The following is a 24,532-nucleotide window of genomic DNA, read 5'->3' on the forward strand; positions in this document are numbered from 1 at the left end:
GACACGTTATGTGACACCTACCGCTTGGCCGACGAGGTGATCGACGATCCGGCCGGGGCTGCGGAGTCCGGCACCCCCGCGTAGTCGGGCAGCTCGATGCCGTTGATCGCGCGCCCGACCAGCTCGGCGAACCATTCGCCGGCGAAATCGGGGCTCGGCTCGGCGTCTGGCCCGGAGACGTCGCGGCTGCGGGCGTTCAACCGGCCGATCTCCTGGTTGGCCCCGACGAACGAGCGCATCCGCGCCTCGTAGCGGGCGAACCCGGCGTCGGGGTCCCATCCGGCGGCGGCCAGCTCTCCGGCCAGCACGTAGGCGCCGACCAGCGCCAGCCCGGTGCCCTGCCCCGACATCGGCGAGGAGCTGAACGCCGCGTCCCCCAGCAGTCCCACCCGTCCACTCGACCAGCGCTCCATCACCACCTGGGCAACCTGGTCGAGGTAGAAGTCCGGGGTGTCGTCCAGGTGCGCGAGGATGTCCGGGGTCAACCAGCCCAGGCCCGCCATCCGCTCACGCAGCAGGACCTTCTGGGCCGCGACGTCACGGTAGTCGACGTCGACGTCGGCCGAGGCGAAGTAGAACATGGCCATCGCCCGGGTGGCGTCCTGGATGGGCCGCAGGAGGGCAGAGCGCCCGGACTCCTGATCCTGGTACTCGAGCAGCCAGCGGTCCAGCCCGAACTCGTTGGGCACACTGTAGAAGGCCAGCACGTGCCCGAGGTGGCGGAGGAACCGCTCATGCGGCCCGAAGACCATCGCTCGCAGCTCCGAGTGCAACCCGTCGGCCCCGACCACCAGGTCGAAGCGCCGCCGGTCGCCGCCCGCGAAGACCACGTCGACCCCGTCCGCGTCCTGGGCGAGCCCCGCGATTCGGTCGCCGAAGACGTACTCGACGCCGTCGCGGGTGTCGTCGTAGAGCACCTGGGCCAGGTCCCCGCGCAGGATCTCGATGTCCGCGATGAACCCGTCGCCACCGTCGTCGTCGGCACGGAAGGTCTCCAGCACTTGCCCGTCCGCGTCCACGGTGTGCGCGCCGGCGGTGTCGGTGCACGCCGCACGCACCGCCGCGTCCAGCCCCATGCGCCCGATGACCTCCCTGGCGACCCCGCGCGCGTCCACCCCCTGCCCGCCGGGACGCAGCTCAGGAGCCCGCTCCACCACGGTCACCTCGGCCCCCCACCGGCGCAGCCAATGGGCCAGCGCGGGTCCCGCGATGCTCGCCCCCGCCACCAACACCCTGGGACCGCTCACCCGCATCCCCTGCCCGCCAGTCCGGATGGTGTGCTCCTGCTTGGAGTCGTCGACGCTCATCACTGCCTCCACATGCTTCTGTCGGTGTGTCCAGCCGTATCGACCACGGGTCCGCACAAAACTCATCGGCACGACCGAAATCGCGTCCACGCTCCCGCAAACACCCTGAACTCGGCATGTGCGTGCGACGGGCATGGTCATGATCGCCTCGGCCTCGGCAGACATTGATGAGAAACGCCAACTCCGACGAGACTCACGTCAGCCCAGACTGGTGCAAACCAGGCGAACTAGGCCGCCACCTGAGAATTCGCCAGATCTGCGCGCAACACAGTGAGACGCTGAAAGGACCGGTGAGAACGGACAGCCGCGATCCCTCCCGATGCAGGGTTAGTCCGAACGTTTCGCGAGCGGTGGGCATCAGTCGGTCAACCACCCAGACGGTCAAGGGGTGGGCGAGCCCAGGCGCACCTACTGCCGTGGTGGGGCGGTGGACTCGCGGATGATCAGGCGGGGTGGGACCAGGGAGATGTCCGGTTGCGGCTGGCCGCTCAGTTCGGCGAGCGCCGCGTGGAAGCATGCCCGGCCCAGCCCCACGAAGTCCATCCGTACGGTCGTCAGCGCCGGGGTCCAGAAGGCCGAGCCAGGGATGTCGTCGAAGCCCACGATGCTGACGTCCCCGGGAACGTCCTTGCCCGCGTCGTAGAGCGCCCGCCGTACCCCCTGCGCGATGTCGTCGTTGCCGCACAGGATCGCCGTCACCCCGGGCGAGCGGACCAGCCGCTCCCCCGCCGCGTACGCCGACTCGATGTCCCACCCGCACCCCAGCACCGAGGGGATCTCCGCTCCCGCCTGCCGCAGCGCGTCGCGCCACCCCGCGTGCCGCCCGCCGGCCCGGCCCTCGGACGGGATGGCCACGTGGTGGACGGTACGGTGCCCCAGGTCGAGCAGGTGCTGGGTGGCGTCGGCGGCGGCCCGGCGCTCGTCCAGCGCGATCGCCACCCGCCCCAGATCGGGTGCGACCGGCTCGGCGGCCACCACGGCCGGGATGTGCGGCGGCAGCGCCTGCGCCACCGCCGTGCCCAGCGGGTCGAACGCGATCACCACCAGGCCGCCCGCGCTCGGATCGCTGACGTAGTCGACCGTCTGCCGGACCTCGGCCGACTCCACGACCCTGATCCCCAGCGCCACGCCCTCGGTCCTGGCTGCCTCCTCGATGCCCTGGAGGGTGGAGGCGTACCCGTACAGCATGGTGTTGGAGGTCACGACGGTGACGCCGCTGGCGCGGCCGAGGCCGAGCGCCCGGGCGGCCCGGTTGGGGCGGAACCCCAGCCGGTCGATCGCGGCCAGCACCGCGGCCCGGGTGTCGGGCCGCACCCGAGGTGAGTCGTTCAGCACGCGGGAGACGGTCTGATGCGAGACGCCGGCCGCGGCGGCGACGTCGCGGATGCTCGGGACGGCCCCTTTACGGACATGTCGGGGGCTCGTGGTCACGGTCACATGGTAGTCGGGCCCAGGAGCGGAGGTCGGGAGCAGTTCCCGAAGCTCCAGGTCCCCGGAAGTGCCGGTCAGTCGGCTCGTACGGGCTGCTGGTAGTTGTTCAGGAGGGTGAAGTGCTCCCTCGACTCGGCCGGGATCGGGCCGATCTCCACGGGAGCGGAGGGGGAGATCAGGTCGGCGCGGTAGAGCTTGGCCGTGGCGGGGTCGTCGTTCTCGTTGGCCGCGATGATCAGGGAGCGGCGGTCCCGGGAGACGGCCACCGTGATGATCGACGACTCGGTCGCCGGGGCGATCTCGTTCTTCACCTTCACCTCGGTGTGCTGCACGTAATCGATGTCGTTCCGGGCAAGCCGAGGGTTGATCCGCGCAGTGTAGAAGTCGTTGCTCCCGCCGGCGCAGAGCAGGTCGGTGGTGTTGATCCAGGCGAGCGGGTCGCAGTGGCGCAGGCCGCCGTCACGTACGACGATCTTCATGCCGAACGGCAGTTGGAGCGGAGCGTCCTCATAGCGGTCCACCGTGTTCCCGAGGATCTCCAGTTCGGCCCCTTGGACCAGGTTGATCCCCACGGCCGCCCGGCTGGGGTTCGCCGCGAACCTCCCGGAGGGATGGACGGTGCCCGGGCACATGACGGCGACCGATCCCACGACGCGGTAGAAGGTGTCGTCGTTGCTGTTGGTGAAACAGGCCAGGCTGATCTTGCGCGGAGTCAGCCGGCCGTTCGGGTCCGCCGAGAAGTACTGCTGGGAGTCGCGCAGGAACCAGAACGACCCGTCGGGCGCGAATCCGGGGTACTTGTCGGAGAACGTCTCCTTGACGTATCCCTTCTTGTTCGACCTGTCGGTGAGGTCCGTGAACGTCCCGGTGCCGAGGTCGAGCCAGCCGACGTGCGTCGGGTCGCCGCTGGACGGGAAGTCCACCTGGACGGCGACCCGGCGGCCGTCCGGCGAGACCGGGCTGACGCCGGGATCTCCCTCCTCACCGCACAGGCTGCGCACGACGGCCTTCTCTCCGCCCGCCGTCGCGGCGATCTCGGTCAGGAGCGGCGCGAGCGTCACGCCGGAGAAGCTCGCGACACCGGTACGGAAGGCGTCGTCGTAGGCCGTGGCCCGCCACCCGTCGTCATTCCACGAGCAGGCGACCGGCCCCTGGGCGGCGAGCACGGCCGGAAGGCTCTTCGCCGCCTCGGCCAGTGCCGTCTTCCTGGCGTCCGGAGTGGGGGTGGAGACGCGCGGGCTCGGCTGGGACAGGGCGACGGGGCCGGAGGCCGCCGAACAGCCGGTTGCCGCCAGGAGGAGCGCGACCGCCGTCGCCGGCCAGCCACCGCTACGGGAACTCATCCAAGATCTCCTTCACGCCTTCAATGATGATCCTTAAAAGAGTGAATACCATTAACCATATGTCGCCTATTCACCGCAAGTGGCCGCGGCAGGCGAGACCAGACAAGATGGTCGGGTGACAGCGTTGACGCGACGGGAACGACTGCGGGCCGAGCTCGAACACGACGCCAAGGCCGCCGCCCGCAGGATCGCCGCGGAGGAGGGCATCGAGGGCCTCACCCTCGCCGCCGTGGCCCGCGGCGTCGGCGTGACGCCCCCGGCCCTATACCGCTACTTCAACGGCAGGGCGGGCCTCATCCGCGCCATCTACGACGACATCACCGCGGAGTTCATCGACACCGTGGACCGGGCCGCGCGGCGCCAGGACCCTGACGACGTCAGCGCCCAGCTGCACGCGGCCACCCAGGCCGTGCTCGACTGGTCGCTGGCCAACAGGGTCGAGTTCGACCTGCTCATGGGCGCCGGCTTCGCCAAGATCGCCGAGTCGGAGGAGGGCATCCCGGTGGTCATCGCGCGCGAGCTGGGCGGCCTGTTCGGGCAGCTGTTCGCCCGCCTGTGGAACGAGGGGCGGCTGACCTGCCCGGCGGACGAGGAGATCGACCCCGTCCTGGCAGCCCAGTTGCGCACCTACCGCTCGGAAGTCGGCCTGGAGTTCCCCATCGGCGTGGTGTTCCTCATGGTCGTCTGCTGGCGGCAGATCTACGGGCTGCTCTGCATGGCCGTGTACGGGCACCACAAGTTCGCCTTCGACGACCTGCAGCCGCTGTTCGAGCACATGATCGATGACCTGCTCGGCCTCCTCGGGCTCAAGCGGAGCCCCAACCTGCGCCTGGGGTGAAGTCGGCCGGCGTGGCCACATCCGGTCAGGGCCCTGGGAGATCGGAGGGCTTCTCCCGCACCTGATCAGCCACAAAGCAGCGAGCGTGATGGTCAATGTCAGCGGGTGCTTGGCCTCGGCTCGGGGTGGACAAGGTAGGGAAGACCTCCACCCCAACAGGCAGGTAGGCATGACTGAACATGAGTGATCTTCTCGCCACATTAGAGGCATGAAGAGATTGCTCGCCGCCGCTGTCGCCGGCTGTCTGGTCATCGCCCCTGTGGCTCCCGCCTTCGCTGCCGCCGCAACGCCCTCGCCGCAGTCCCGCCTTGACCTGCTCACCACCGAGGACGGCCTGGCGGGCGCGTTGAGCGAGGTACGGACCCCGGACGGCACGACCGTGACCCTGCATTCCGGCACCGCGGAGCGGGGCACCGGCCAGCCGATGATCGGCCCCGAGGGCCGGTTCCGGATCGCCAGCGCGAGCAAGCCGATCATCGCCGCCACCGTGCTGCGGCTGGTCGATCAGAAGAAGATCGACCTGGACGCGCCGGTGGAGCATTATCTGCCCGGCGTGCTGCGCGGCCGGGGCGACGGTGCGGCGATCGACGGGCGGAAGATCACCGTGCGGATGCTGCTGCAGCAGACCAGTGGCCTGCCCGAGTTCCTCAACGCGATCGAGTGGAAGGAGCCGTTCCCGGACTTCCTGCAGGTGGCGCTCGCGCTCAAGCCCACGCCCCGCGACTCGTTCGCCTACGCCAACACCAACTACCTGGTCCTCGGCATGATCGTGACCGAGGTGACCGGCAAGGACTTCCGGCAGGCGAGCCGAGATCTGATCTTGAAGCCGTACGGGATGCGGGACACGTACTGGCCGGCCAAGGGCGACTACGGCATCCGCGGCCCGCACGCCCACACCTACGGGGTGCACCCCGGCCGCCCGCAGGACGGCGAGGTGGATCTGACCGACCGGCTGCCCACGTACGAGTTCGGGCCCAGCGGCGGTCTGGTCTCCACCCCGGAGGACCTCAACCGGTTCTGGCGTAAGGCCCCGCTGGGCAAAATGATGGCCAGAACGGTGCCGGTCGAGCAGGAAGGCTGGCCCGAAGGCGCCCGCTACGGCTACGGGGTGGCCCGGATGGAGTCGGGCTGCGGCTATGCCTACTTCGGCGCCGGCGACATGCCGGGGGCAGCGGTGTTCAGCGGCCGGGACCGGGCCGGGCGCGCGGCCACCGTCTACGTCACGGGCGTCCCCGAGAAGCGGCAGCACCTGATCGACGCCTTCGTCGCCGCCATGTGCGACCGCTGAGTCCGGGTCGGCCGAGCGGACCGCTTGAGCTCAGAGCCGCTCGTCGCACCCCGGGAACGACAGCACGAACTGCCGTGCCTTCACAGGTCGTCTGCTTGGTTCTGTCGGTTTCGATCTCGACGGGGTCCCGGTAGTTGCAGCACGGCCCGGGAGGGCCCCGGTCCTGGATGGGCATCGGCAGGCCCAGCCGGTAACTGGGCAACGGGCGGTCTCGGCCGGACGCCGAAGGTGCGTCGCGCCGAAGGCGCGCCCCGGGAAGGGCAGTCCGAGCGGAGCAAGGCCCTTTGGCCTGGGGGGTGTCGGCAGGCCCACCGTCCAGTCGGGCAACGGGAGGGTGGAAGCCGGCCCACCTACCCCTGGGTGAGCCGGAGGACGCCCCAGTGGCTGGTGTCCAGGTAGCTTCGGCCGGTGTTGTCGTTCCAGGTCACGGCGCTGGTACGGGCGGTGCCCGTGGCGTCGTTGACCTGGGCGTCGAAGCCCAGCAGCGTCCCCGGTGCGAGTGTGATCGTGGGCAGGTCGATAGCCGCCTCGACGACGTACCCGCCGGGCACCGTCCTGGTCACCGCCTTCACGTGGTCCTTCACCCCACCCGCGTCGAACGTCCCGCCAACCGTGATCCGGCCCGAGAAGCTGATCCGGTACTGGCCGTCGTCGTCCTCGTAGCCCTTGGTCTTGCCGTTGCCCGGGTCCACGAAGATCTCGACGGAGTCCTGCTCCCACGGGTTCGGGGACTCCTCGCTCAGCGTCGGATCGGCGACCTGGGCGAGCACGTACAGCGTGGATCCGCTCCACAGCGAGCGCACCTTGGCGGTCGCGCCGGACGTGCCCTGGATCCAGGTCGCGGTGCGGATCTCCGGCGCGGCCGACCAGGCCCGGTCCACGGCGCCGTCGAGCACGGGCGTGCGGTGGGCGGCGGAGGTGAGCTTGACGGCGGGTGCGGCGGTCACCTTCCCCGTCCAGGAGGTGCTCGCGCCGGCGGAGTCGCTCACGGTCACCTCCACGTCAGTGTCGGGCGAGGCCGGGGAGTCGCTTGCTGTCACGTCCGCGTCGGTGCCGGTCGCGATCAGGGCCTCGACGCGGTAGCCGGTCGGCGTCGGCCGCACCGCCGCCTTGGGGCCGCCGGTTCGTTTGACGACGTACGAGGTGCCGTCGACCGTGAACGTCACTCGATCATCCTTGCCCGCCGTCGGATCCGTGACCTCGGCGAGCACGTACAGCCCCTTGCCCGACGAGCGCGCCTGGAACCCGGCCGACACATCGCCCACCCGCGCGATCGGCGAGTCCGGCAGCAGGTCCCACTCGAGGTCCCGCTTGCCGTCCACCTTGGGCGTCCCGGCGGGTGCCTCCAGCCGGCGCACCGGCGGGGCCAGCCGCGACGGGTCCACGACGCCCCAGTAGGCGGGCTTGGCCTGCAGGTCGTCGTCGAACAGCAGCGGCGCGTTCAGCCGCGGGATCGGCCACGACCGCAGCCAGCTCACGTCGTCGGACTCGCCCCAGACGGTCACGGAGCTGAGCTTGGCGGCCTGCCGCCTGAAGACGTCGAACAGCTCCTTGTAGCGGTGGCCCTGCTGGACGAGCAGTTCGGGCGGGATCGTGTCGTACGACGACACGAAGTCCGTGTAGACGCTGACGTCCAGCTCGGTGATCTGCTGGTCCACCCCCAGCGGGGCGAAGCGCTCGATCGTGGCCTCGACGGAGGCGGCGGGCGGGTACTCGATGTTCAGGTGGAGCTGGTGGCCCACGCCGTCGATCGGCACCCCTTCCGCCTTGAGCCGCTTGACCAGCGCGTACAGGGCCTCGCGCTTGCGCGGGAACTCGGTGTTGTAGTCGTTGATGAAGAGCTTGGCGTCCGGGTCGGCCTCGTGGGCGACGCGGAAGGCGGTGCGGATGAAGTCGAGGCCGGCGATCTCGTACCACTTGGAGCGGCGCAGGCCGTCGGGCTGGTTCTCGTCCACGACCTCGTTGACCACGTCCCAGGCCGCGATCTTGCCCTTGTACCTGGCCACGAGCGTGCGCACGTGCGTCTCCAGGCGCTTGAGCAGCAGCTCCTTGTCGGCGTTCTGGAAGACCCAGTCGGGGGTCTGGCTGTGCCAGGCGAGCGTGTGGCCGCGGATCGTCATGCCGTGCCGGGTGGCGAAGTCCACCAGGAAGTCGCCGTCGGCGAAGGTGAACTCGCCCTCACGGGGCTCGGTGGCGTCCCATTTGAGCTCGTTGCCGGGGGTGACGCCGCTGAAGTGCCTGGCCAGCAGCTCGCCGTGTACGCCGAGCGCGTCGGGCCTGGTGAGCGCCGAGCCCATGACGAACGGCACCTTGTCCTTGAGCGCGGGGATGTCGGTCTGGATCGGCTTGGGCTGGATGTACTTCATGGAGAAGTCGTCCAGGTAGAAGGGGAACGTGCCGGTGTCGGACTCGACATAGACGCTGAGGAAGTCGACGTCGTACGCGAGCGTGTACGTGCCGGACAGCTGCACCCACTCCCCCGCCGGCACGTCCTTCGGCGAGACGACGCGCTCGTAGCTGGGGGTGCCGCCGGCCCTGCGCTCGATCGACAGGCCGAGCCGGCCCGCCGTGGCCTCCGGTCCGAGCCGCACCCACACCGACAGGGCGTATTTGTCGCCCTTGGCCATCCGGCCGAACACGTTGAGGGCGGGACCGTCCCAGGAGGCGGAGCGGCCGCTCACGGCCAGCGAGCGGCTGCCCGCGTGAGCGGCCTCCGCGCTCGGCTGGAGGGTGGCGGCGGCCCTGGGCGCCCAGTCCTGCGCGGTGCCGTCCTCGAAGTCGCTGCTGACGGGCTCGCGCGTGGGGTCGCCCAGCGGGGTGACGACGATGTCGTCCAGGTAGAACTCGCCGGTGGCGTCGGAGCTCTCGGCGTAGAGCTGCACGTCGGCGGACTCGGCGGTGAACAGGTAGTTGCCCGACAGCCGCGTCCACCCGCCGTCGGTCACGGTGGCCGCCGCGACCCGCTCGTACGTGGTGCTGCCCCCGGTCGGGGTGCGCTGGACGGTCAGCGCGATCGTGGCGGCGGGCCGGCCGCTCACCTGCCGCGCGTACGCGGTCACGGTGTAGCCGACACCTCGGACGAACGGCGCGGAGATGGACGCGCCGTGCCACGTGGCGGTCCGGCCGGTGGTCAGGAGGCTGCTCGTGCCCCCGTGGGCGGCGTCCGGCGTCACCGTGACGGAGACGCCGCCGCCGCGTGGCCCCCATCCCTGGGTGGTCCCGTTCTCGAAGTCGTACGTGAGGTCCGCCGCCGCGTGCGCGGAGAGCGCGGGAACGAGGCATAACAGGGCGGCGGCCACCAGGGCTCGAAGGGTGCGCACGATGCTCCCGATGAAAGTTTCAGCGAAGCGCCGATAAATATCAGGCGGACTGTAGATCGGCGCGCTCCCGTGGTCAAGATCACTCATAATCTTGCAATCGCTTGTTGCAGCGTGGTGCAGTTTCACTGCAGGGCATTGACGGAGTGAGGCGGCTGAGTCAGCGTTTCATGCAACCGATTGCCGCACCCCCATCGGCGAGGTCGCCTCATGCGCTTCCTGTTACTTCTCCCCCTGCTCGCCCTGCCTCCTGTGACAGCGGCCCCGGCGCCCGCCGCCATCGTGGTCGCGGCGGACGGCTCGGGCGACCACACGACCGTGCAGGCCGCGGTCGACGCCGTCCCCGCCGGCAACACCCGCCCGGTCACCATCCTGGTCCGCAAGGGCACCTACCGGCAGCAGGTGGTGATCCCGGCCGACAAACCTCACATCTCCCTGGTCGGCGCCACGCGGGACCCGCGCGAGGTGGTGCTCACGTTCGACGCCTCGGCGGCCGCGCAGAAGCCGGACGGCTCGGGACCGTACGGCACCTCCGGCAGCGCCTCGTACACGATCAGCGCCCCCGACTTCACCGCCCGCAACCTCACCTTCGAGAACGCCTACGACGAGGCCGCCCACGGCTACAGCCAGGCCGTGGCCGTGCGGACGACGGGCGACCGGCAGGTGTACGACAACGTGCGGTTCATCGGCAACCAGGACACCCTGTACGCCAACACCGCCTCGGCCACGACGGTCGCCAGGCAGTACTTCACCGACTGCTACGTCGAGGGCGACGTCGACTTCATCTTCGGCCGCGCCACCGCCGTCTTCGACCACTGCCTGATCAAGGGCAGGACGCGCGGCAGCGCGGACAACAACGGCTACGTCACCGCCGCCAGCACCGAGCTGAGCAACCCGTACGGCTTCCTGATCTACCGCAGCCACCTCACCAGCGACGCGCCCGCCCGCACCTTCCACCTGGGCCGCCCGTGGCCGGCCGGCGGCTCCACCACGGCCCGGGGCCAGGTGCTGGTGCGCGAGTCGTGGCTGGGCCAGCAGATCAAGGACGCCCCCTGGACCGACATGTCCGGCTTGAGCTGGCGGGACGCCCGCCTGTCCGAGTACCGCAACCACGGCCCCGGCGCGACCGTCAACGACGACCGGCCGCAGCTCACGTCCGACCAGGCGGCCGCCTTCACCCCGGAGCGGTACCTGGCGGGCGCCGACGGCTGGAACCCGGTCCGCCGTCACCGCCCCGTCCCGCGCGAGCCCGGCCGCGAGGTGCTCCCCCGCGACGACGGCTGGGCGGCGGCCACCACCGGCACCACCGGCGGCTCGGCCGCCCGCCCCGAGGACGTCCACGTGGTCAGGACCAGGGCCGAGCTGGTCGCGGCGCTCGGCGACCCGGCCGACAACACCCCCAGGATCGTGTACGTGAAGGGCGCCATAGACGCCGACACCGCCCCCGACGGCACCCCGCTGACCTGCGAGGACTACGCCGTCAACGGCTACGGCCTGCCCGCATACCTGGCCGCGTACGACCCGGCCGTCTGGGGCCGGACCAGCGTCCCCTCGGGTCCGCTGGAGGACGCCCGCAAGACGTCGTACGCGAAGATGGCCGAGCACGTCACGGTCACCGTCGGCTCCAACGTCACCCTCATGGGCCTCGGCGCGGACGCGGCGCTGAAGAGCTTCGGCGTGCGCGTCAGCAACGCCGACAACGTCATCGTCCGCAACCTCACCATCACCGACACCTCCGACTGCTTCCCGCAGTGGGACCCGACCGACGGCGCGGACGGCAACTGGAACGCCTCCTTCGACAACGTCGAGGTCTCCGGTTCCACGCACGTCTGGCTCGACCACAACACGCTCAACGACGGCGACAACCCGGACGCGGGCCAGCCGCGCTACTTCGGCCGCCCGTACCAGGTGCACGACGGCCTCCTGGACGTGGTCCGCGCCTCCACGTACGTGACGCTCTCCTGGAACCACCTCAGCGACCACGACAAGGTGACCCTGATCGGCAACACCGACAGCCCCACGCGGTACGGCGAGGAGGACAAGCTCAAGGTCACCCTGCACCACAACTACTTCGAGGGCCTCGGCCAGCGCACGCCCAGGGTGCGCTTCGGCCAGGTGCACGCCTACAACAACTACTACAAGGGCGGCGACGGCCACGGCTACAGCATCGGCGTGGGCTTCGGCTCCAAGGTCTACGCCGAGAACAACGCCTTCGACGGCATCGCGGCGGACAAGGTCCTGTCGGTGTTCAACGGCACCGCGATCACCGCGAAGGGCAACCTGGTGGACGGCGCACCGGCCGACGTGGTGGCCGCGTACAACGCCGCGCACGGCACGGCCATCGGCTCGGACGCCGGCTGGACCCCGGCGCTGTTCACCCGCGTCCACCCGCCGCAGGCGCTGCGCGCCCTCGTCCCGGCCAGAGCCGGAGCGGGCCGCCTGCGCTGAGGCGGCCCGAGCCCGATCAGCTGACGGGGCCGAAGGTGGGAGTGGCGCGGCCACCTTAAGCCCCCATGGCACCCCGGGCCGCGCTTAGTCTCGAAGACATGGACAGGGAGAACCCACTCGGCCAGTTCCTGCGGGCCCGCCGCGAGCTGCTCCAGCCGGAGGAGGCCGGCGTGCCGGTCACGACCCGGCGCCGCGTGGCGGGGCTGCGCCGCGAGGAGGTCGCCCGGCTCGCGGGCGTGAGCACCGACTACTACGTACGGCTGGAGCAGGGCCGCGAGCGCCACCCCTCCGCACAGGTGGTCGACGCGCTCGCCCACGCCCTGGCCCTGGAGGAGGACGCGGTCGCGCACCTGCACCGGCTGGCCCAACCGGTCCGGCGCAGGCGGGCGCCGGCCAGGCGGGAGCGGGTCAGCCCGAACCTGCTGCGCATGATGGAGGGCTGGCCGCACACCCCCGCGGTGGTCCTGGGCCGCTGCCTGAACGTGCTGGCCGCCAACGCGCTCGGCAGAGCCTTGTTCGACGGCCACGCCTACAGCGGGGACCTGGTCCGGCTGGTGTTCCTCGACCCGGACGCGCGGGAGTTCTATCCCGACTGGGACCGGGTGGCGGTCAACACCGTCGCCGGGCTCCGCGCCGGCGCGGGCGCCGACCAGGACGACCCGCTGCTGATCGAGGTGGTCGGCGAGCTGTCGGTCAAGAGCGAGGCCTTCCGCAGGCTGTGGGCCCGCCACGACATCCGCCAGAAGACCCACGAGACCAAGCGCTTCCGCCACCCCTTGGTGGGCGAGCTGACCCTGCACTACGAGTCGCTGACCGTGAACAGCGCTCCCGGGCAGCAGCTCGTCGTCTATCACGCCGACCCGGGCAGCCCGTCGGAAGAGTCGCTGTCCCTGCTGGGCTCCCTGACCGCCGGCTGAACAACCCTTCACCAACCGCGCCCGGCCGGGGCGCCATTTCGCCATGCCTATCTACCTGGAGATATACCACCATGTCCGTCTGGTTCATCACCGGCTGTTCCACCGGCCTGGGCCGCGCGCTGGCCACCGCCGTGCTGGAAGGCGGCGGGCGCGCGGCCGTCACCGCCCGCGACCCCCTGCAGGTGGCCGACCTCGTCGCCGAGCACGGCGACCGGGCCGTGGCCCTGCCGCTCGACGTCACCGACAAGGCCCAGATCGCGGCGGCGGTCGAGCGGGCGGAGTCCGCCTTCGGCCGCATCGACGTCCTGGTCAACAACGCCGGGTACGGTTACCTGGCCGCCGTCGAGGAGGGCCGGGACGACGAGGTCCGGGCACTGTTCGACGCGAACGTGTTCGGGTTGGTCGACGTCACCAAGGCCGTCCTGCCGGGCATGCGCGCCCGCGGGAGCGGCCACGTCGTCAACGTCTCCTCGCTCGGCGGGCTGGCCGCGTTCGGGGCGACCGGTTACTACCACGCGACGAAGTTCGCCGTGGAAGGCCTGTCGGAGTCGCTGGCGGCGGAGGTCGCGCCGCTGGGCATCAAGGTCACGATCGTCGAGCCCGCGGCGTTCCGTACGAACTGGTCCGGCCCCTCCATGCGGCAGTCTCCCGTCCGCATCGACGACTACGCGGAGAGCGCGGGCACGCGCCGCGCCTCCACCCTGGCCACCTACGGCCACCAGCCCGGCGATCCGGTGCGCGCGGCCGAGGCGATCATCACCGCGGTCGGGGCGGCCGAGCCGCCGCTGCGCCTGCTGCTCGGCCGGGCCGCGTACGAGATCGCCTCCGCGCGGCTCGACACGCTCAGGACCGGATTCGAGGCGTGGCGCCACATCACGCTCAGCACCGACTACCAAGGGAACTGACTGATATGACGAAGATCGTCCTGGTCACCGGCGCCAGCAGCGGCATCGGGCAGGCCACCGCGGTGCGCCTCGCCCGCGAGGGCCACCACCTGGTCATCGGCGCCCGCCGCGAGGACCGGCTGGCCGCCGTCGCCGAGGACATCAGGAACGAGGGCGGCAGCGTGGAGGTGCGCCGCCTCGACGTGACGGACCGCGCGGACGTCACGAGGTTCGTCGACACGGCCGCGAAGCAGCACGGCCGGGTGGACGTGATCGTCAACAACGCGGGGGTGATGCCGCTGTCCCGGCTGGACTCGCTGCTGGTGGACGAGTGGGAGCGCATGATCGACGTGAACGTGCGCGGCCTGCTGCACGGCATCGCCGCGGCACTGCCCCACTTCCAGCAGCAGGGCGGCGGCCACTTCGTCACCGTGGCCTCGATCGGCGCGCACGGGGTGGTGCCGACGGCCGCGGTCTACTGCGCCACCAAGTACGCCGCCTGGGCGATCACCGAGGGGCTGCGCCAGGAGCTGGACCCGAGCATCCGGGTCACCACGGTCTCCCCGGGCGTCGTGGAGTCGGAGCTGGCCGACACGATCACCGAGCCGGGCGCACAGGAGGCGATGCGCGCGTACCGGGCGGCTTCGATCCCGCCGGAGGCCATCGCCGACGCCATCGCGTACGCGATCGGCCGGCCTGCTGAGGTGGACGTGAACGAGATGATCATCCGCCCGGCCAGGCAGCGCTGACGGGGCGGGACGGGGTGGGGGCGCGCCGAGGCGCGCCCCCACGCGGCGTCACGGACCGTAGGCCTTGACCTCCAGGAGGCCCACGGAGTTGCTGCCGTTACCGGTGAGCAGGACCCGCAGGCGGGTCGTGCTCGTGGCGTTGAAGGTGACGCTGTTGTAGGCGTTCTTGGTCAGCGTGTACGCCGAGGCGCCCGGCACGTCCACGTACGCGCTGCCGTTCCAGTACTGCAGCTTCCACGACGCGGGCATGTCGATCCCCTCGTCGTCGTCGAAGAAGTACACCTCGGCCCGGTTCAGGTTCTGGGCCGAGCCCCAGGTCAGGTCCACCCACTGCTGCCCGGTCTCCGGCCAGCAGCCCCAGCGCGGGTTGACGGTGTCGTTGGACGACGGCGGGTCGATCCCGTCGTTGATCGCGGCCACGCTCTCCCACGACGAGGTGTTCGACGCCGACGGCGTGGCCGACGACGCCAGGTTGGTGGGATTCGGCTGCTGCGTCCCGCCCCGGTTGAACACCTTGATCTCGGTGAGCCCCGTCCTGGCCCCGGAGGCGGCCGTGGCCAGCACCCGCAGGCGCTGCGTGCTGACCGCGGAGAACTGCACCACGTTGTAGTTGGCCCGCGGCGCGGACGGTGTCTTGGCCTGGCCGGGCACGCTCACCCAGGCGCTGCCGTTGTAGTACTGGATGTCGTACGACGCCGGCGCCCGGTAGGTGGCGCTGGCCGGGCGGCTGTCCTTGAAGTAGAGCCGCGCCTCGTTGACCGTCTTGGCGGAGCCGAAGTTCAGCTCGTACCAGTCCTGCCCGGCGGTCGTGCCGCCCCAGAACGGCTCGTTGATCGGGAAGCCGTCCACCGCGCCCGCGGTGGTGCTGCCCGAGGCCGTGGTGGAGGCCGTGGCGGTGGCGCCGGAGGCGAGGTTGGTGAGGTTGGCGGTCAGGTCGACGCCGGCCTTGGCCAGCATGTCGACCATGCGGGCGCTGTTCTGGGTGACCTGCGCGGGCGCCTGCAGCCCGGGCACCGCCACGTGGTAGGTGACGGACCCGCTGGTGGTGACGTCACCGGTGGCCGGGTCCCACGTGAACGGCACCAGCGACGACACCGTGGCCGCCCGGTTGCCGTTGATGTAGATCGAGTAGCCCTCGGGCACGCCGGGGTAGCGCACGACGCCGTCGGACGGGTCGTCCCAGACGATGGTCAGGTCGGCGTTGCGGTAGCGCAGGTTGTTGACGGTGAAGTGGGTCCAGCCGATGTTGATCGGCGAGAGCTCCACCTTGGCGTCGTTGCGCGGCCGCAGGCCGGCGACGTCCTCGACCACGGTCCAGTTGCTGCTGCCCAGGATGTTGTGGTGGATCCACGAGCGGTACGTGATGGACGAGCCGTTCCAGTCGGCCCAGAACTCGTTGGCGTCCGGCCACTGGGTGTTGCCGTTGATGTACTGCGCCCAGGCGTTCCAGTAGAGCAGCTTCTTGTACCAGGTCGGGTCGATCCACTCGTTGGGGTAGTTCCGCAGCACCGCGGAGAGCAGGCGGAACTGCACCGTGGAGTTGATCGTGGAGAAGTTGTTGCTGCCGGTGCCCGAGGCCGCCTTGTCGGCCTGGTTGGCGGTGTAGAAGGGGAAGATCGGGTACTGCGCCGGGTCGTCGAACAGGCGCAGGGCCTGCTTGTAGGTGGAGGTGTTAGGGATCGCGCCGACGGCGAACGGGTAGTAGTTGTTGATCTCCTTCCACGGCACCCATTCGTTGGTGGACTTCAGCCGGTGCTCGAAGAGCTGCCTGTTCGGGTTCCACAGCACGTTGACGATGGCGTTCTGGATCTGCGTGGCCAGCGTGCGCATCTCGTTGGCCTTGGCCGTGTTGCCGACCGCGTCGTACGCCTGCGCGGCGGCCAGCGCCCCGCTGTACTGGTAGGCGGACTCGGCGCGGTCCATGTTGCCCGGCTTCCAGTGGAAGGACACGGCGTCGGCGTCGTTGCCGGTCAGGGCGCCCCAGTCGTACTCGATGAGCTTGTTGTTGTCGTGGTCGTAGTAGGAGAGCTGGCCCTTGACGTCCTGCTCGGCGTAGCGGGCCAGGTTCGCGGCGATGGCGGGCTGGCCGCCGTGGATCTGGTAGCTCTTCCAGGCCGCCTCGCCGATGTACTGCGTGTAGCTGTTCGACCAGTTCTCCGGGTCGCCGGGGTTGTCCAGGAAGCGGCCGTTCTTGGAGATCTGCCCGACGCTCAGCCAGTCGCCGTACGAGTAGATCGGGTTACGCAGGTACTTGAGGTCGTCGATGTGCATGGGCTGGGTCAGCGCGATCGCGTTGTTGTAGCCCAGCGCGCCCTCGACGGAGGTGGGGAACTGGAAGGTCTGTCCGGGGATGTCCGCGTCCAGGTTGTTGAAGCGCATCAGCCACCAGCGGTAGTAGATGTTCTTCTTGATGCCGGGCTCGGGGACGTCGATGTAGGGGATGTTGTCGGCCCACCACTTGTTGTAGGCGCGCACGTGCGTGGCGAACGCGGTGGCGGGCGTGTAGCCGGCGTAGGCGTCGTAGTCGGTGCGCGAGGCCGGGATCTCGTTGGTGACGAAGCCCATGACGACCTTGACGGTCGTCGTCGCCCCGGCGGCGATCGTGACGGACCTGTTCAGCCCGCCGCTGGAGACGGTGAACCCGTCACCGGTCAGCCTCGGGTAGAGGGTGGTGAGGTTGTTGTAGGCGTTCACCTGGCCGGTCAGCTCGCTGCCGCTGCCGGAGGTGGCATACGGCGAGGTGGCCCGCAGCTGCAGCGTCGTCGAGGCGGAGCCGCCGTTGGTGATGGCCAGGTTGGCCACCGCCACGTTGTTGTCGGTGATGAACTTCGTCTGGTCGATCGTGATCGAGCCGCTGGTGTGCCGGCTCTTCCAGTAGCTGGGCGCCTGCCAGCGCGAGTTCACCTGTTCGGTGAACGTGCCGGGGGTGACGGCGACGGTGAAGGCGTTGTTGTTGTTGATGCTCTCCCAGTACGCCACCTGCCCGGCGAAGCCGAGCGTGCCGGGCGTGTGGGTCTTCATGAACAGCGCCCGGCCGCGCGTCATGAGCCACGTGCCGGCCGGGTCGTTGCCCGAGCGGGCCAGCAGCCGGTCCATCCAGAAGTCGGTGCCGGAGCTCTCGGCGTCGTAGATGGCCTGCATCGTGTTGCCGGTCGTGTACGACCCCGGCGGAGCGGGGACGGCCGGGCCGCTGAAGGTCGGATAGCCGATGGTCTGGTCCGCGTGCGCCGGCGCACCGGCGACGACCAATCCCGCCACCAGCAGCAGGGCTAATAGGGCGCGCCTCATGAGAAGGCCCTCCATTCGAGCACACCGGTCGAGAAGCCGGACTTGGAGGTGATGTTCAGCCGCAACCGGGTGGTGTTGACCGAGGTGAACGTCGTGGTGTTGAAGGTGTTGCCCGCCACGCCGCAGGACGACTGGCCGGGCACGTTGACGTAGGCGCTGCCGTTCCAGTACTGCACCTGGCAGGAGGCCGGCAGGTCGATGCCCAGGTCGTCGTCGAACCAGTAGGTCTGGATCTTGGAGATGTTCTGGGCGCTGGGCCAGCGGTACTCGATCCACTCGGTGCCCTGGTGGTCCCAGTTGCCGTAGGCGCCGTGACTGTGGTCGGCCGAGTTCGCCGGGGTGTAGCCGTCATTGATCGCCCCGAGCGTCTCCCAGGACGAGACGTACGAGGTGTAGGGGGTGGCGCTGGTCGCCAGGTTGCCCGGGGTGGTGGGGCCGCCGCTGGTCTGGACGACCTTCTGCATGGTGCCGTCGGCGTTGAAGTAGAGCTTGTCGATGGTCACCGAGCGGCGGAAGTTGCCTCCGCCCGGGGCGGCGGCGTTGTGGTAGACCATGTACCACTGGCCCTTGTACTCGATGATCGCCGGGTGGTTGGTGGTCGAGCTGACCTGGTCGAGCACGACGCCGCGGTGCGTCCAGGGGCCGAGCGGGTTGCCGGCGGTGGCGTACCTGATGCAGGCGTAACCCGGCGCGGAGCAGGCCGAGTCGTTGGCCGCGTAGGCGAGGTAGTAGACGCCGTTGCGCTTGAACATCCAGGGGGCCTCCCAGAAGTTCGACACGCCGCTCGGGGTGACGACCGAGCCGTTGAGCGAGGTCATGTTGGCGTTGAGCTTGGCCGCGCGCAGGCCGTAGTAGGAGCCCCAGTACATGTAGACCTGGCCGTCGTCGTCGGTGAAGACGGTGGGGTCGATGTTGAGGGGCGAGGAGTTGGGGGTGCTGTCGCTGATCAGCGGGCCGCCCTTGGCGTCGCGGAACGGGCCGAGCGGGCTGTCGCCGACGGCCACGCCGATGTCCATCCAGCCGGCGCCGTTGCCGTTGACGGGGACGTACCAGTAGTACTTGCCGTCGGCGCCGCGCTCGACCTCGCCCGCCCAGGCGTCGGCGCCCGCCCAGGAGAAGTTCGAGATCGAGAGCTTGGCGCCCTGGTCGGTGAAGTTGGCGGCGTCGCTCGAGGTGAAGACGTGCCAGTCGCGCATGACGAAGTTCGTGCCGCCCGCGGGGGCCTCGTCGTGGCCGGTGTAGAGGTACAGGGTGTCACCCACGACCAGCGCGGCCGGGTCGGCCGTGTAGATCGAGGTGGTGATCGGCGCGCCCGCGTACGCGGGCGTCGCGTTGCCGAGGATGAGCACGAGTGCCGCGGTGAGGGCCGCTGCCCAGCGTCGTCTCATGTGTTCGCCCCTTACAATCTAGCGATTGCTTTTGTTAGCGCTAACATCACGGACAGGGATCGAAGCGGTGAACCTAAAAGGTTTTCGGGAAAGTAGAACGACCGGACAGGGGCTGTCAATCGGCCACTGCAACTGTGTGCAGGTCCTTTCAACTGGGCCTATCTGGCCCTACGGTCGCTGATCAGCTCGCGAGCCATCTAGTTACAGTTTCATAACACAGAAAAGGTTTTCGACTCGACTGTCATCGAGCGCAGGCCGCGCCTCCGTTGAAAGGCCGCCCTCCCGTGAGAAGTTCGTCTGAGTGCAGGAACGCCAGAAGGAACTCCAGTGGGACACGATCACGAAGGTCAGCGGGTCAGCCGGCGGCGGCTGATCACCGGCATCAGCTCGCTCGGGCTCGGCGCCGTACTGTCGGCGCCCGGCGCCCGGGCCGGTGCGGCGTCGAGGACGGCCACCGGGGATCTCGCCTCGCTGCTCGCCGGCTCGCGGGTGTGCAAGCTGACCCCGACGGCGACGCAGGGCCCCTATTACTTCGACGCCGACAAGATCCGCAGCGACATCCGGGAGAACAAGCCGGGCGTGCGGCTACGGATGGGCATCAGGGTGCAGGACAGCGAGACGTGCTCGGCCATGGGCAACGCCGTCGTGGAGATCTGGCACTGCGACGCCGCGGGGGTCTACTCGGGGGCGGAGAAGGAGTCGAAGGACGACGCCGCCAGCGGCCCTCCCCCGGGCGGCTTCACCGACGTGGCCTTCATGAGCGACATGAAGCCCTCGGACGACTACCGTTACCTGCGGGGCGCGCAGGTCACCAACGCCGACGGCATCGTGGAGTTCACGACCATCTGGCCGGGCTGGTACCCGGGCCGGACGGTCCACATCCACACCATGGTCCACTTCAGCGACCGGCGCGTGCTGAACACGCAGATCATGTTCGACGACGCGCTCAACGCCAGGGTGCTGGCCACGCCGCCCTACGCGGCGCACACCGGGCGCGACACCTTCAACAGCGCCGACAACATCTTCCGTGACGGCATGATGCTGCAGGTCATCGAGGACGGCGACGGCTACCTGGGCACGATCATCCTGTCCGCCGACTCCGATACGGACGGCGGCTGACCCCGTCCCCAACTCATGAGAACTTCATCCGCGGTAAAGGAGGTCCCAAGAGGTCCCGTCCTACGGTGAGGTCCGGAACACCACAGCATCCCGGACAAGGACACCATAGTGGGACACGATCACGAAGGTCAGCGCGTCAGCCGGAGACGGCTGTTCGCCGGCATCAGCTCGCTCGGGCTCGGCAGCCTGCTGGCGGCCTGTTCGAGCGCCGAGGGAACGGCGACCGTCACGACGTCCACGGGCGCGAGCGTGACGCCGGCCGCCACCACGGCCAAGGACCTCACCTCGCTGTTCGACGGGGCTGGCACCTGCAAGCTGACCAGCACGACGACGCAGGGCCCCTACTACTTCGACGCCGACAAGATCCGCAGCGACATCCGCGAGGACAAGCAGGGCGTGCGGCTGCGGGTGGCCGTCAAGGTGCAGGACAGCGAGACGTGCAAGCCGCTGGGCAACGCGGTCGTGGAGATCTGGCACTGCGACGCGGCCGGGCTCTACTCGGGGGCCGAGGCGGCCTCGACCGGCGGGGGCGGCGGCAACCCGCCCGGCGGAGGCAATCCCCCGAGCGGCGCGCCCACCGGCGCCCCGCCCAGTGGCGGTCCCAGCGGCGGTCCCGGTGGCGGGTCCGGTAACGGTGGGGGCGACATGGCGGATCTGACGCCCACCGACGACAAGCGCTACCTCCGCGGCGCGCAGGTCACCAACGCCGACGGCATCGTGGAGTTCACCACGATCTGGCCGGGCTGGTACCGGGGGCGCACGATCCACATCCACGCCATGGTCCACTTCAGCAACCAGCGCGTGCTGACCACGCAGATGATGTTCGACGAGAAGCTCAACAGCGCGGTCATGGCGAAGTCGCCGTACTCGGAGCACACGGGGCGCGACACGTTCAACGACAACGACAACATCTACGACGACAGCATGCTCATGAAGATCACTCAGGAGGACGACGGCTACCTCGGGGCCATCGTCTTCTCCGCCGACTCCGACAAGGACGGCGCCTAGACCCGCCGGGCCGGTCGTCCGGGTAGGTGGCGATCGGGAGGGTGCGGGGAGATTCGCCGGACCAGCCGCGTGATAGCGTGCCGGACCCCCTAGGGTGGTTTCCGTTCTCGATGAGAGGAAGATCCGGTGAGCGGTACCGGTGGGCGTACGATCCCCGCGGTCGTCGACAGCCCGACCCCGCCAGCGCCCCCGTCCAACGGTCTGGCGCGCTGGTTGCTGCAGCTTCGCGTGCAGCCGACGGGCCCGGAGACGACCGAGGCGCACGCCGAGCCGCAGGCCTGGTGGAAGGTCATGTGCCTGACCGGCGTCGACTACTTCTCCACGCTGGCCTACCTGCCCGCCATCGCCGCGCTGGCGGCCGGCGCCTTATCGCCGCTGGCCACGCTGCTCATCGTGGCGCTGACGCTGCTCGGCATGCTGCCGATGTACCGGCGGGTGGCCCGGGAGAGCCCGCACGGGCAGGGCTCGGTGGCGATGCTGGAGCGGCTGCTGCCGTTCTGGCGGGGCAAGCTGTTCGTGCTGGTGCTGCTGGGGTTCGTGGCCACGTCGTGGATCATCACGATCACGCTGTCGGCGGCCGACGCGTCCGTGCACGTCGTGGAGAACCCGTTCTTCCCGAGCTTCCTGCACGGCCACGAGGTCCTGCTGACCTCGGTGCTGCTGCTGGTGCTGGGCGGGGTGTTCCTGCTCGGGTTCAGCGAGGCGGTCGGCGTGGCCATCCCGCTGGTCGCGATCTTCCTGTTGCTGAACGCGGTCGTCGTCGCCGTCGGCCTGGGCGACGTCTTCACCTCGCCGGACGCGCTCTCCCGCTGGACCGACGCGCTGACCAGCGGCACGGGCGGCTTCGGCGGCCTCATCGGACCGGCCGTCCTGGCCTTCCCGCTGCTCGTGCTGGGCCTTTCGGGGTTCGAGACGGGCGTCAGCATGATGCCGCTGGTGGCCGCCGCCGGCAAGACCGCCGAGGAGCAGCTGGAGTCCCGCGTCGCCAACACGCGCAAGCTGCTCACCTGCGCCGCGCTCATCATGAGCGTCTACCTGATCGCGACCAGCTTCGTGACGACGGTGCTCATCCCGGCCGAGAAGTTCCGGCCCGGCGGCGAGGCCAACGGCAGGGCGCTGGCCTACCTGGCGCACGAGCGGCTCGGCGAGATGTTCGGCACGGTTTACGACATCAGCACGATCCTCATCCTGTGGTTCGCCGGGGCCTCCGCGATGGCCGGCCTGATCAACATCGTGCCGCGCTACCTGCCCTCGTACGGCATGGCGCCCGACTGGGGCCGCGCCGTGCGGCCCGTGGTGCTGGTCTACACGGGCATCTGCGTGGTGCTCACCATCGCGTTCGACGCCGACGTGGACGCCCAGGCCGGCGCGTACGCCACGGGCATCCTGGCCATGATGGTCTCCGGCGCGGTCGCGGTGACGATCTCGGCCATCCGCCGCCGCCAACGGGCCGCCACAGCCGGCTTCTCGGTGCTCACCCTGGTGCTGGTGTACGCGCTGGTGGAGAACATCCGGGAGAAGCCCGACGGCATCGCCATCTCCGCGCTGTTCATCCTGGGCATCATCGCCATCTCGCTGATCTCGCGCGTCTCGCGGACGACCGAGTTGCGGGCCGACCGGATCGAGTTCGACGAGGCGGCGCGGCGGTTCATCGCCGACTCGCTCGACTACGACGGCGCGCTCAACATCGTCGCCAACCGCCGCCAGGCGGGTGACGCGGCCGAGTACGCCGAGAAGGAGGCCGAGCAGCGCGGGGTCAACCCGGTCCCGGGCCGGGCGGACATCATGTTCCTGGAGATCGACGTCATCGACCCGTCCGGCTTCAGCGACGTGCTCCACGTGCGCGGCGTGGAGGTGGACAAATACCGCATCCTGCGCGCGGAGAGCCCGGCCGCGCCCAACGCCATCGCCGCCGTCCTGCTCGCGCTCCGCGACGCCGGGGGCGTGCGGCCGCACTGCTACTTCGCGTGGGCGGAGGGCTCTCCGCTGGTGCACCTGTTCCGCTATCTCATCCTCGGCCGCGGCGACACGGCGCCGGTCGTACGCGAGATCCTGCGCAAGAGCGAGCCCGAGCCCGCCAACCGGCCCGGCATCCACGTCGGCGGCTAGCGGGCCCCTTCACGCCCAGCGGGCGCCGAGCCAGGCGAGGGTGGCGCGGCGGGAGTGCTCGCGCCGCTCCCGCAGGTGCGGCGCGTGCGCCGGTCCGGGAAGCACCGCGGTACGCGTCCAGTAGCCCAGGAGCGTCACCAGCAGGGCGTCCACACCCTCTGGCGCCGCCCGCCGCCCGAGCGGGTGCCCGGCGAAGACCTCCTCCGGGTCGGGATCCCCGAGCTCGGACTCCAGCAGCAGGCAGACGAGGTCCACCCAGTCCGGTCCAACGCAGGCCCGCCCCCAGTCCACGAGCCGGGCCGTGCCGCGCTCGTCGATGAGGATGTTGTCGAAGCGCGGATCGAAGTGGAGCATGGTGTCGCCGGTGACCAGCGACTCCCATTCCCGCTCGACCTCCGCCAGCCTGGCCAGGTGGTCGCGTTCCCACGCTCCGAGCCGGGCGGTGCCCGGGTCCTGCCACAGCTCGCAGCGGCCCTTCATGCGCGCGGCGACGGTCGGGAGGCCGTCCACCGGCGCCGGGGTCAGCTCCCTGGCGCAGACCGTGAGCAGGTCCAGCGCCGCCGCCAGCTCCTCGGGGCGCCACGGCTCGTGCGGCACCCGCCCGGGCGCCAGTTCGGAGCAGATCAGCAGCCAGCCATCCCTTTCGTCCGCGAACAGCAGGCGCGGCGCGGGCACCCCGGGAGGCAGCGCCGCGCTGACGGCGGCCTCCTCCCGGTAGCCGGCCGCGTCCCCGCCGTCCGCCGGGACGGCCTTGACGAACACGCGTTCCCCGCCGGCGAGCGCGGCCACGCCGAGCACGCCGTCCGAGAAGCCGCCCCGCCGCTCCTCGAAGCCGCGCACGGCGCCCAGCCTGCGCTCCACCTCGGCCACGAGCGACGGGGGCAGCTCGGCGAAGTCACGCCGCCGGATCGGCCTCATCCTCCCTGTCCATTTCCGCCCTGCCCACTTCCGTGGGGCCCCGATCGAGCGCCAGCTTGGCAATGCGGAATCGGGCGCAGCGCGCCTCGAGCTCGTACACGTCCTGCGGAGTCCACCATTCGATCATGGGCACCAAGGTCATCCCATGCCACCCGTTAAAGCGATCGACTTGGCGGAGAC

The 24,532-nt window shown here is 70.1% G+C and carries 17 protein-coding genes; 9 read left to right on the top strand and 8 right to left on the bottom strand.

All coding sequences use genetic code 11. The annotated features are described in order from the left end of the window. Positions 1–17: 17 nt before the first annotated feature. From ACWDRB_RS17105 to ACWDRB_RS17115, 3 genes are all read right to left on the bottom strand, one after another. The gene (locus ACWDRB_RS17105) at positions 18–1,307 is read right to left on the bottom strand and encodes an FAD-dependent monooxygenase (protein ID WP_449894763.1); all 1,290 of its coding nucleotides are present in this window, start codon (positions 1,305–1,307) and stop codon (positions 18–20) included. A 408-nt stretch (positions 1,308–1,715) separates the two neighbouring features. Next, on the bottom strand, positions 1,716–2,738 hold the full coding sequence (locus tag ACWDRB_RS17110; protein WP_449894765.1) for a LacI family DNA-binding transcriptional regulator: 1,023 nt from the start codon (positions 2,736–2,738) through the stop codon (positions 1,716–1,718). Between the two features lie 74 nt (positions 2,739–2,812). Next, complete coding sequence (locus tag ACWDRB_RS17115) at positions 2,813–4,081, bottom strand: hypothetical protein (RefSeq protein ID WP_449894768.1); 1,269 nt, start codon at positions 4,079–4,081, stop codon at positions 2,813–2,815. Positions 4,082–4,196: 115 nt separating this feature from the next. Here ACWDRB_RS17115 and ACWDRB_RS17120 point away from each other — a divergent pair, with 115 nt between their 5' ends. Together ACWDRB_RS17120 and ACWDRB_RS17125 are read left to right on the top strand one after the other, a co-directional pair. Beyond that, the gene (locus ACWDRB_RS17120) at positions 4,197–4,919 is read left to right on the top strand and encodes a TetR/AcrR family transcriptional regulator (RefSeq protein WP_449894770.1); all 723 of its coding nucleotides are present in this window, start codon (positions 4,197–4,199) and stop codon (positions 4,917–4,919) included. Between the two features lie 208 nt (positions 4,920–5,127). Further along, positions 5,128–6,207: a serine hydrolase domain-containing protein gene (locus tag ACWDRB_RS17125; protein ID WP_449894773.1), complete on the top strand. Its 1,080-nt coding sequence runs from the start codon at positions 5,128–5,130 to the stop codon at positions 6,205–6,207. A gap of 350 nt (positions 6,208–6,557) precedes the next feature. Here the strand turns inward: ACWDRB_RS17125 and ACWDRB_RS17130 are convergent, their stop codons facing one another. Then, entirely contained in the window at positions 6,558–9,527 is a 2,970-nt protein-coding gene (locus tag ACWDRB_RS17130; RefSeq protein ID WP_449894775.1) for an endo-1,4-beta-xylanase, read from the bottom strand. A 207-nt stretch (positions 9,528–9,734) separates the two neighbouring features. On the opposite strand from ACWDRB_RS17130, the gene ACWDRB_RS17135 reads away from it, so the two are divergent. From ACWDRB_RS17135 to ACWDRB_RS17150, 4 genes are all read left to right on the top strand, one after another. Next, on the top strand, positions 9,735–11,972 hold the full coding sequence (locus ACWDRB_RS17135) for a pectinesterase family protein (RefSeq protein ID WP_449894777.1): 2,238 nt from the start codon (positions 9,735–9,737) through the stop codon (positions 11,970–11,972). Between the two features lie 98 nt (positions 11,973–12,070). Beyond that, positions 12,071–12,889: a helix-turn-helix transcriptional regulator gene (locus ACWDRB_RS17140; protein ID WP_449894779.1), complete on the top strand. Its 819-nt coding sequence runs from the start codon at positions 12,071–12,073 to the stop codon at positions 12,887–12,889. Positions 12,890–12,960: 71 nt separating this feature from the next. Then, complete coding sequence (locus ACWDRB_RS17145; RefSeq protein WP_449894781.1) at positions 12,961–13,794, top strand: oxidoreductase; 834 nt, start codon at positions 12,961–12,963, stop codon at positions 13,792–13,794. A gap of 5 nt (positions 13,795–13,799) precedes the next feature. Further along, the gene (locus tag ACWDRB_RS17150; RefSeq protein WP_449894784.1) at positions 13,800–14,522 is read left to right on the top strand and encodes an SDR family oxidoreductase; all 723 of its coding nucleotides are present in this window, start codon (positions 13,800–13,802) and stop codon (positions 14,520–14,522) included. A gap of 48 nt (positions 14,523–14,570) precedes the next feature. Here ACWDRB_RS17150 and ACWDRB_RS17155 read toward each other — a convergent pair whose 3' ends face one another. Together ACWDRB_RS17155 and ACWDRB_RS17160 are read right to left on the bottom strand one after the other, a co-directional pair. Continuing rightward, complete coding sequence (locus tag ACWDRB_RS17155; protein ID WP_449894786.1) at positions 14,571–17,810, bottom strand: MGH1-like glycoside hydrolase domain-containing protein; 3,240 nt, start codon at positions 17,808–17,810, stop codon at positions 14,571–14,573. Beyond that, complete coding sequence (locus tag ACWDRB_RS17160) at positions 17,807–19,198, bottom strand: glycoside hydrolase family 43 protein (protein ID WP_449894789.1); 1,392 nt, start codon at positions 19,196–19,198, stop codon at positions 17,807–17,809. Before ACWDRB_RS17160 ends, ACWDRB_RS17155 begins: the two co-directional genes overlap by 4 nt. 327 nt (positions 19,199–19,525) lie before the next feature. On the opposite strand from ACWDRB_RS17160, the gene ACWDRB_RS17165 reads away from it, so the two are divergent. The 3 genes from ACWDRB_RS17165 (at position 19,526) to ACWDRB_RS17175 (ending at position 23,434) form a co-directional block, all read left to right on the top strand. Further along, positions 19,526–20,317, top strand: a complete 792-nt coding sequence (locus ACWDRB_RS17165; protein ID WP_449894792.1) for an intradiol ring-cleavage dioxygenase — start codon at positions 19,526–19,528, stop codon at positions 20,315–20,317. Between the two features lie 108 nt (positions 20,318–20,425). Further along, positions 20,426–21,325, top strand: coding sequence for an intradiol ring-cleavage dioxygenase (locus ACWDRB_RS17170; protein WP_449894794.1), 900 nt, complete (start codon positions 20,426–20,428; stop codon positions 21,323–21,325). A 126-nt stretch (positions 21,326–21,451) separates the two neighbouring features. Then, the gene (locus ACWDRB_RS17175) at positions 21,452–23,434 is read left to right on the top strand and encodes an amino acid transporter (protein ID WP_449894796.1); all 1,983 of its coding nucleotides are present in this window, start codon (positions 21,452–21,454) and stop codon (positions 23,432–23,434) included. Positions 23,435–23,443: 9 nt separating this feature from the next. Here ACWDRB_RS17175 and ACWDRB_RS17180 read toward each other — a convergent pair whose 3' ends face one another. Together ACWDRB_RS17180 and ACWDRB_RS17185 are read right to left on the bottom strand one after the other, a co-directional pair. Continuing rightward, positions 23,444–24,352 carry a phosphotransferase gene (locus tag ACWDRB_RS17180; RefSeq protein ID WP_449894798.1) on the bottom strand — a complete coding sequence of 303 codons (909 nt, stop codon included), beginning with the start codon at positions 24,350–24,352 and terminating at the stop codon, positions 23,444–23,446. Further along, positions 24,330–24,479 (bottom strand): hypothetical protein, encoded by a 150-nt coding sequence (locus ACWDRB_RS17185; protein WP_449894801.1) that lies wholly within the window; start codon positions 24,477–24,479, stop codon positions 24,330–24,332. The genes ACWDRB_RS17180 and ACWDRB_RS17185 overlap by 23 nt, the downstream gene beginning before the upstream one ends. Positions 24,480–24,532 lie beyond the last annotated feature (53 nt).

It is taken from the genome of Nonomuraea sp. NPDC003707 (genome assembly GCF_053587055.1).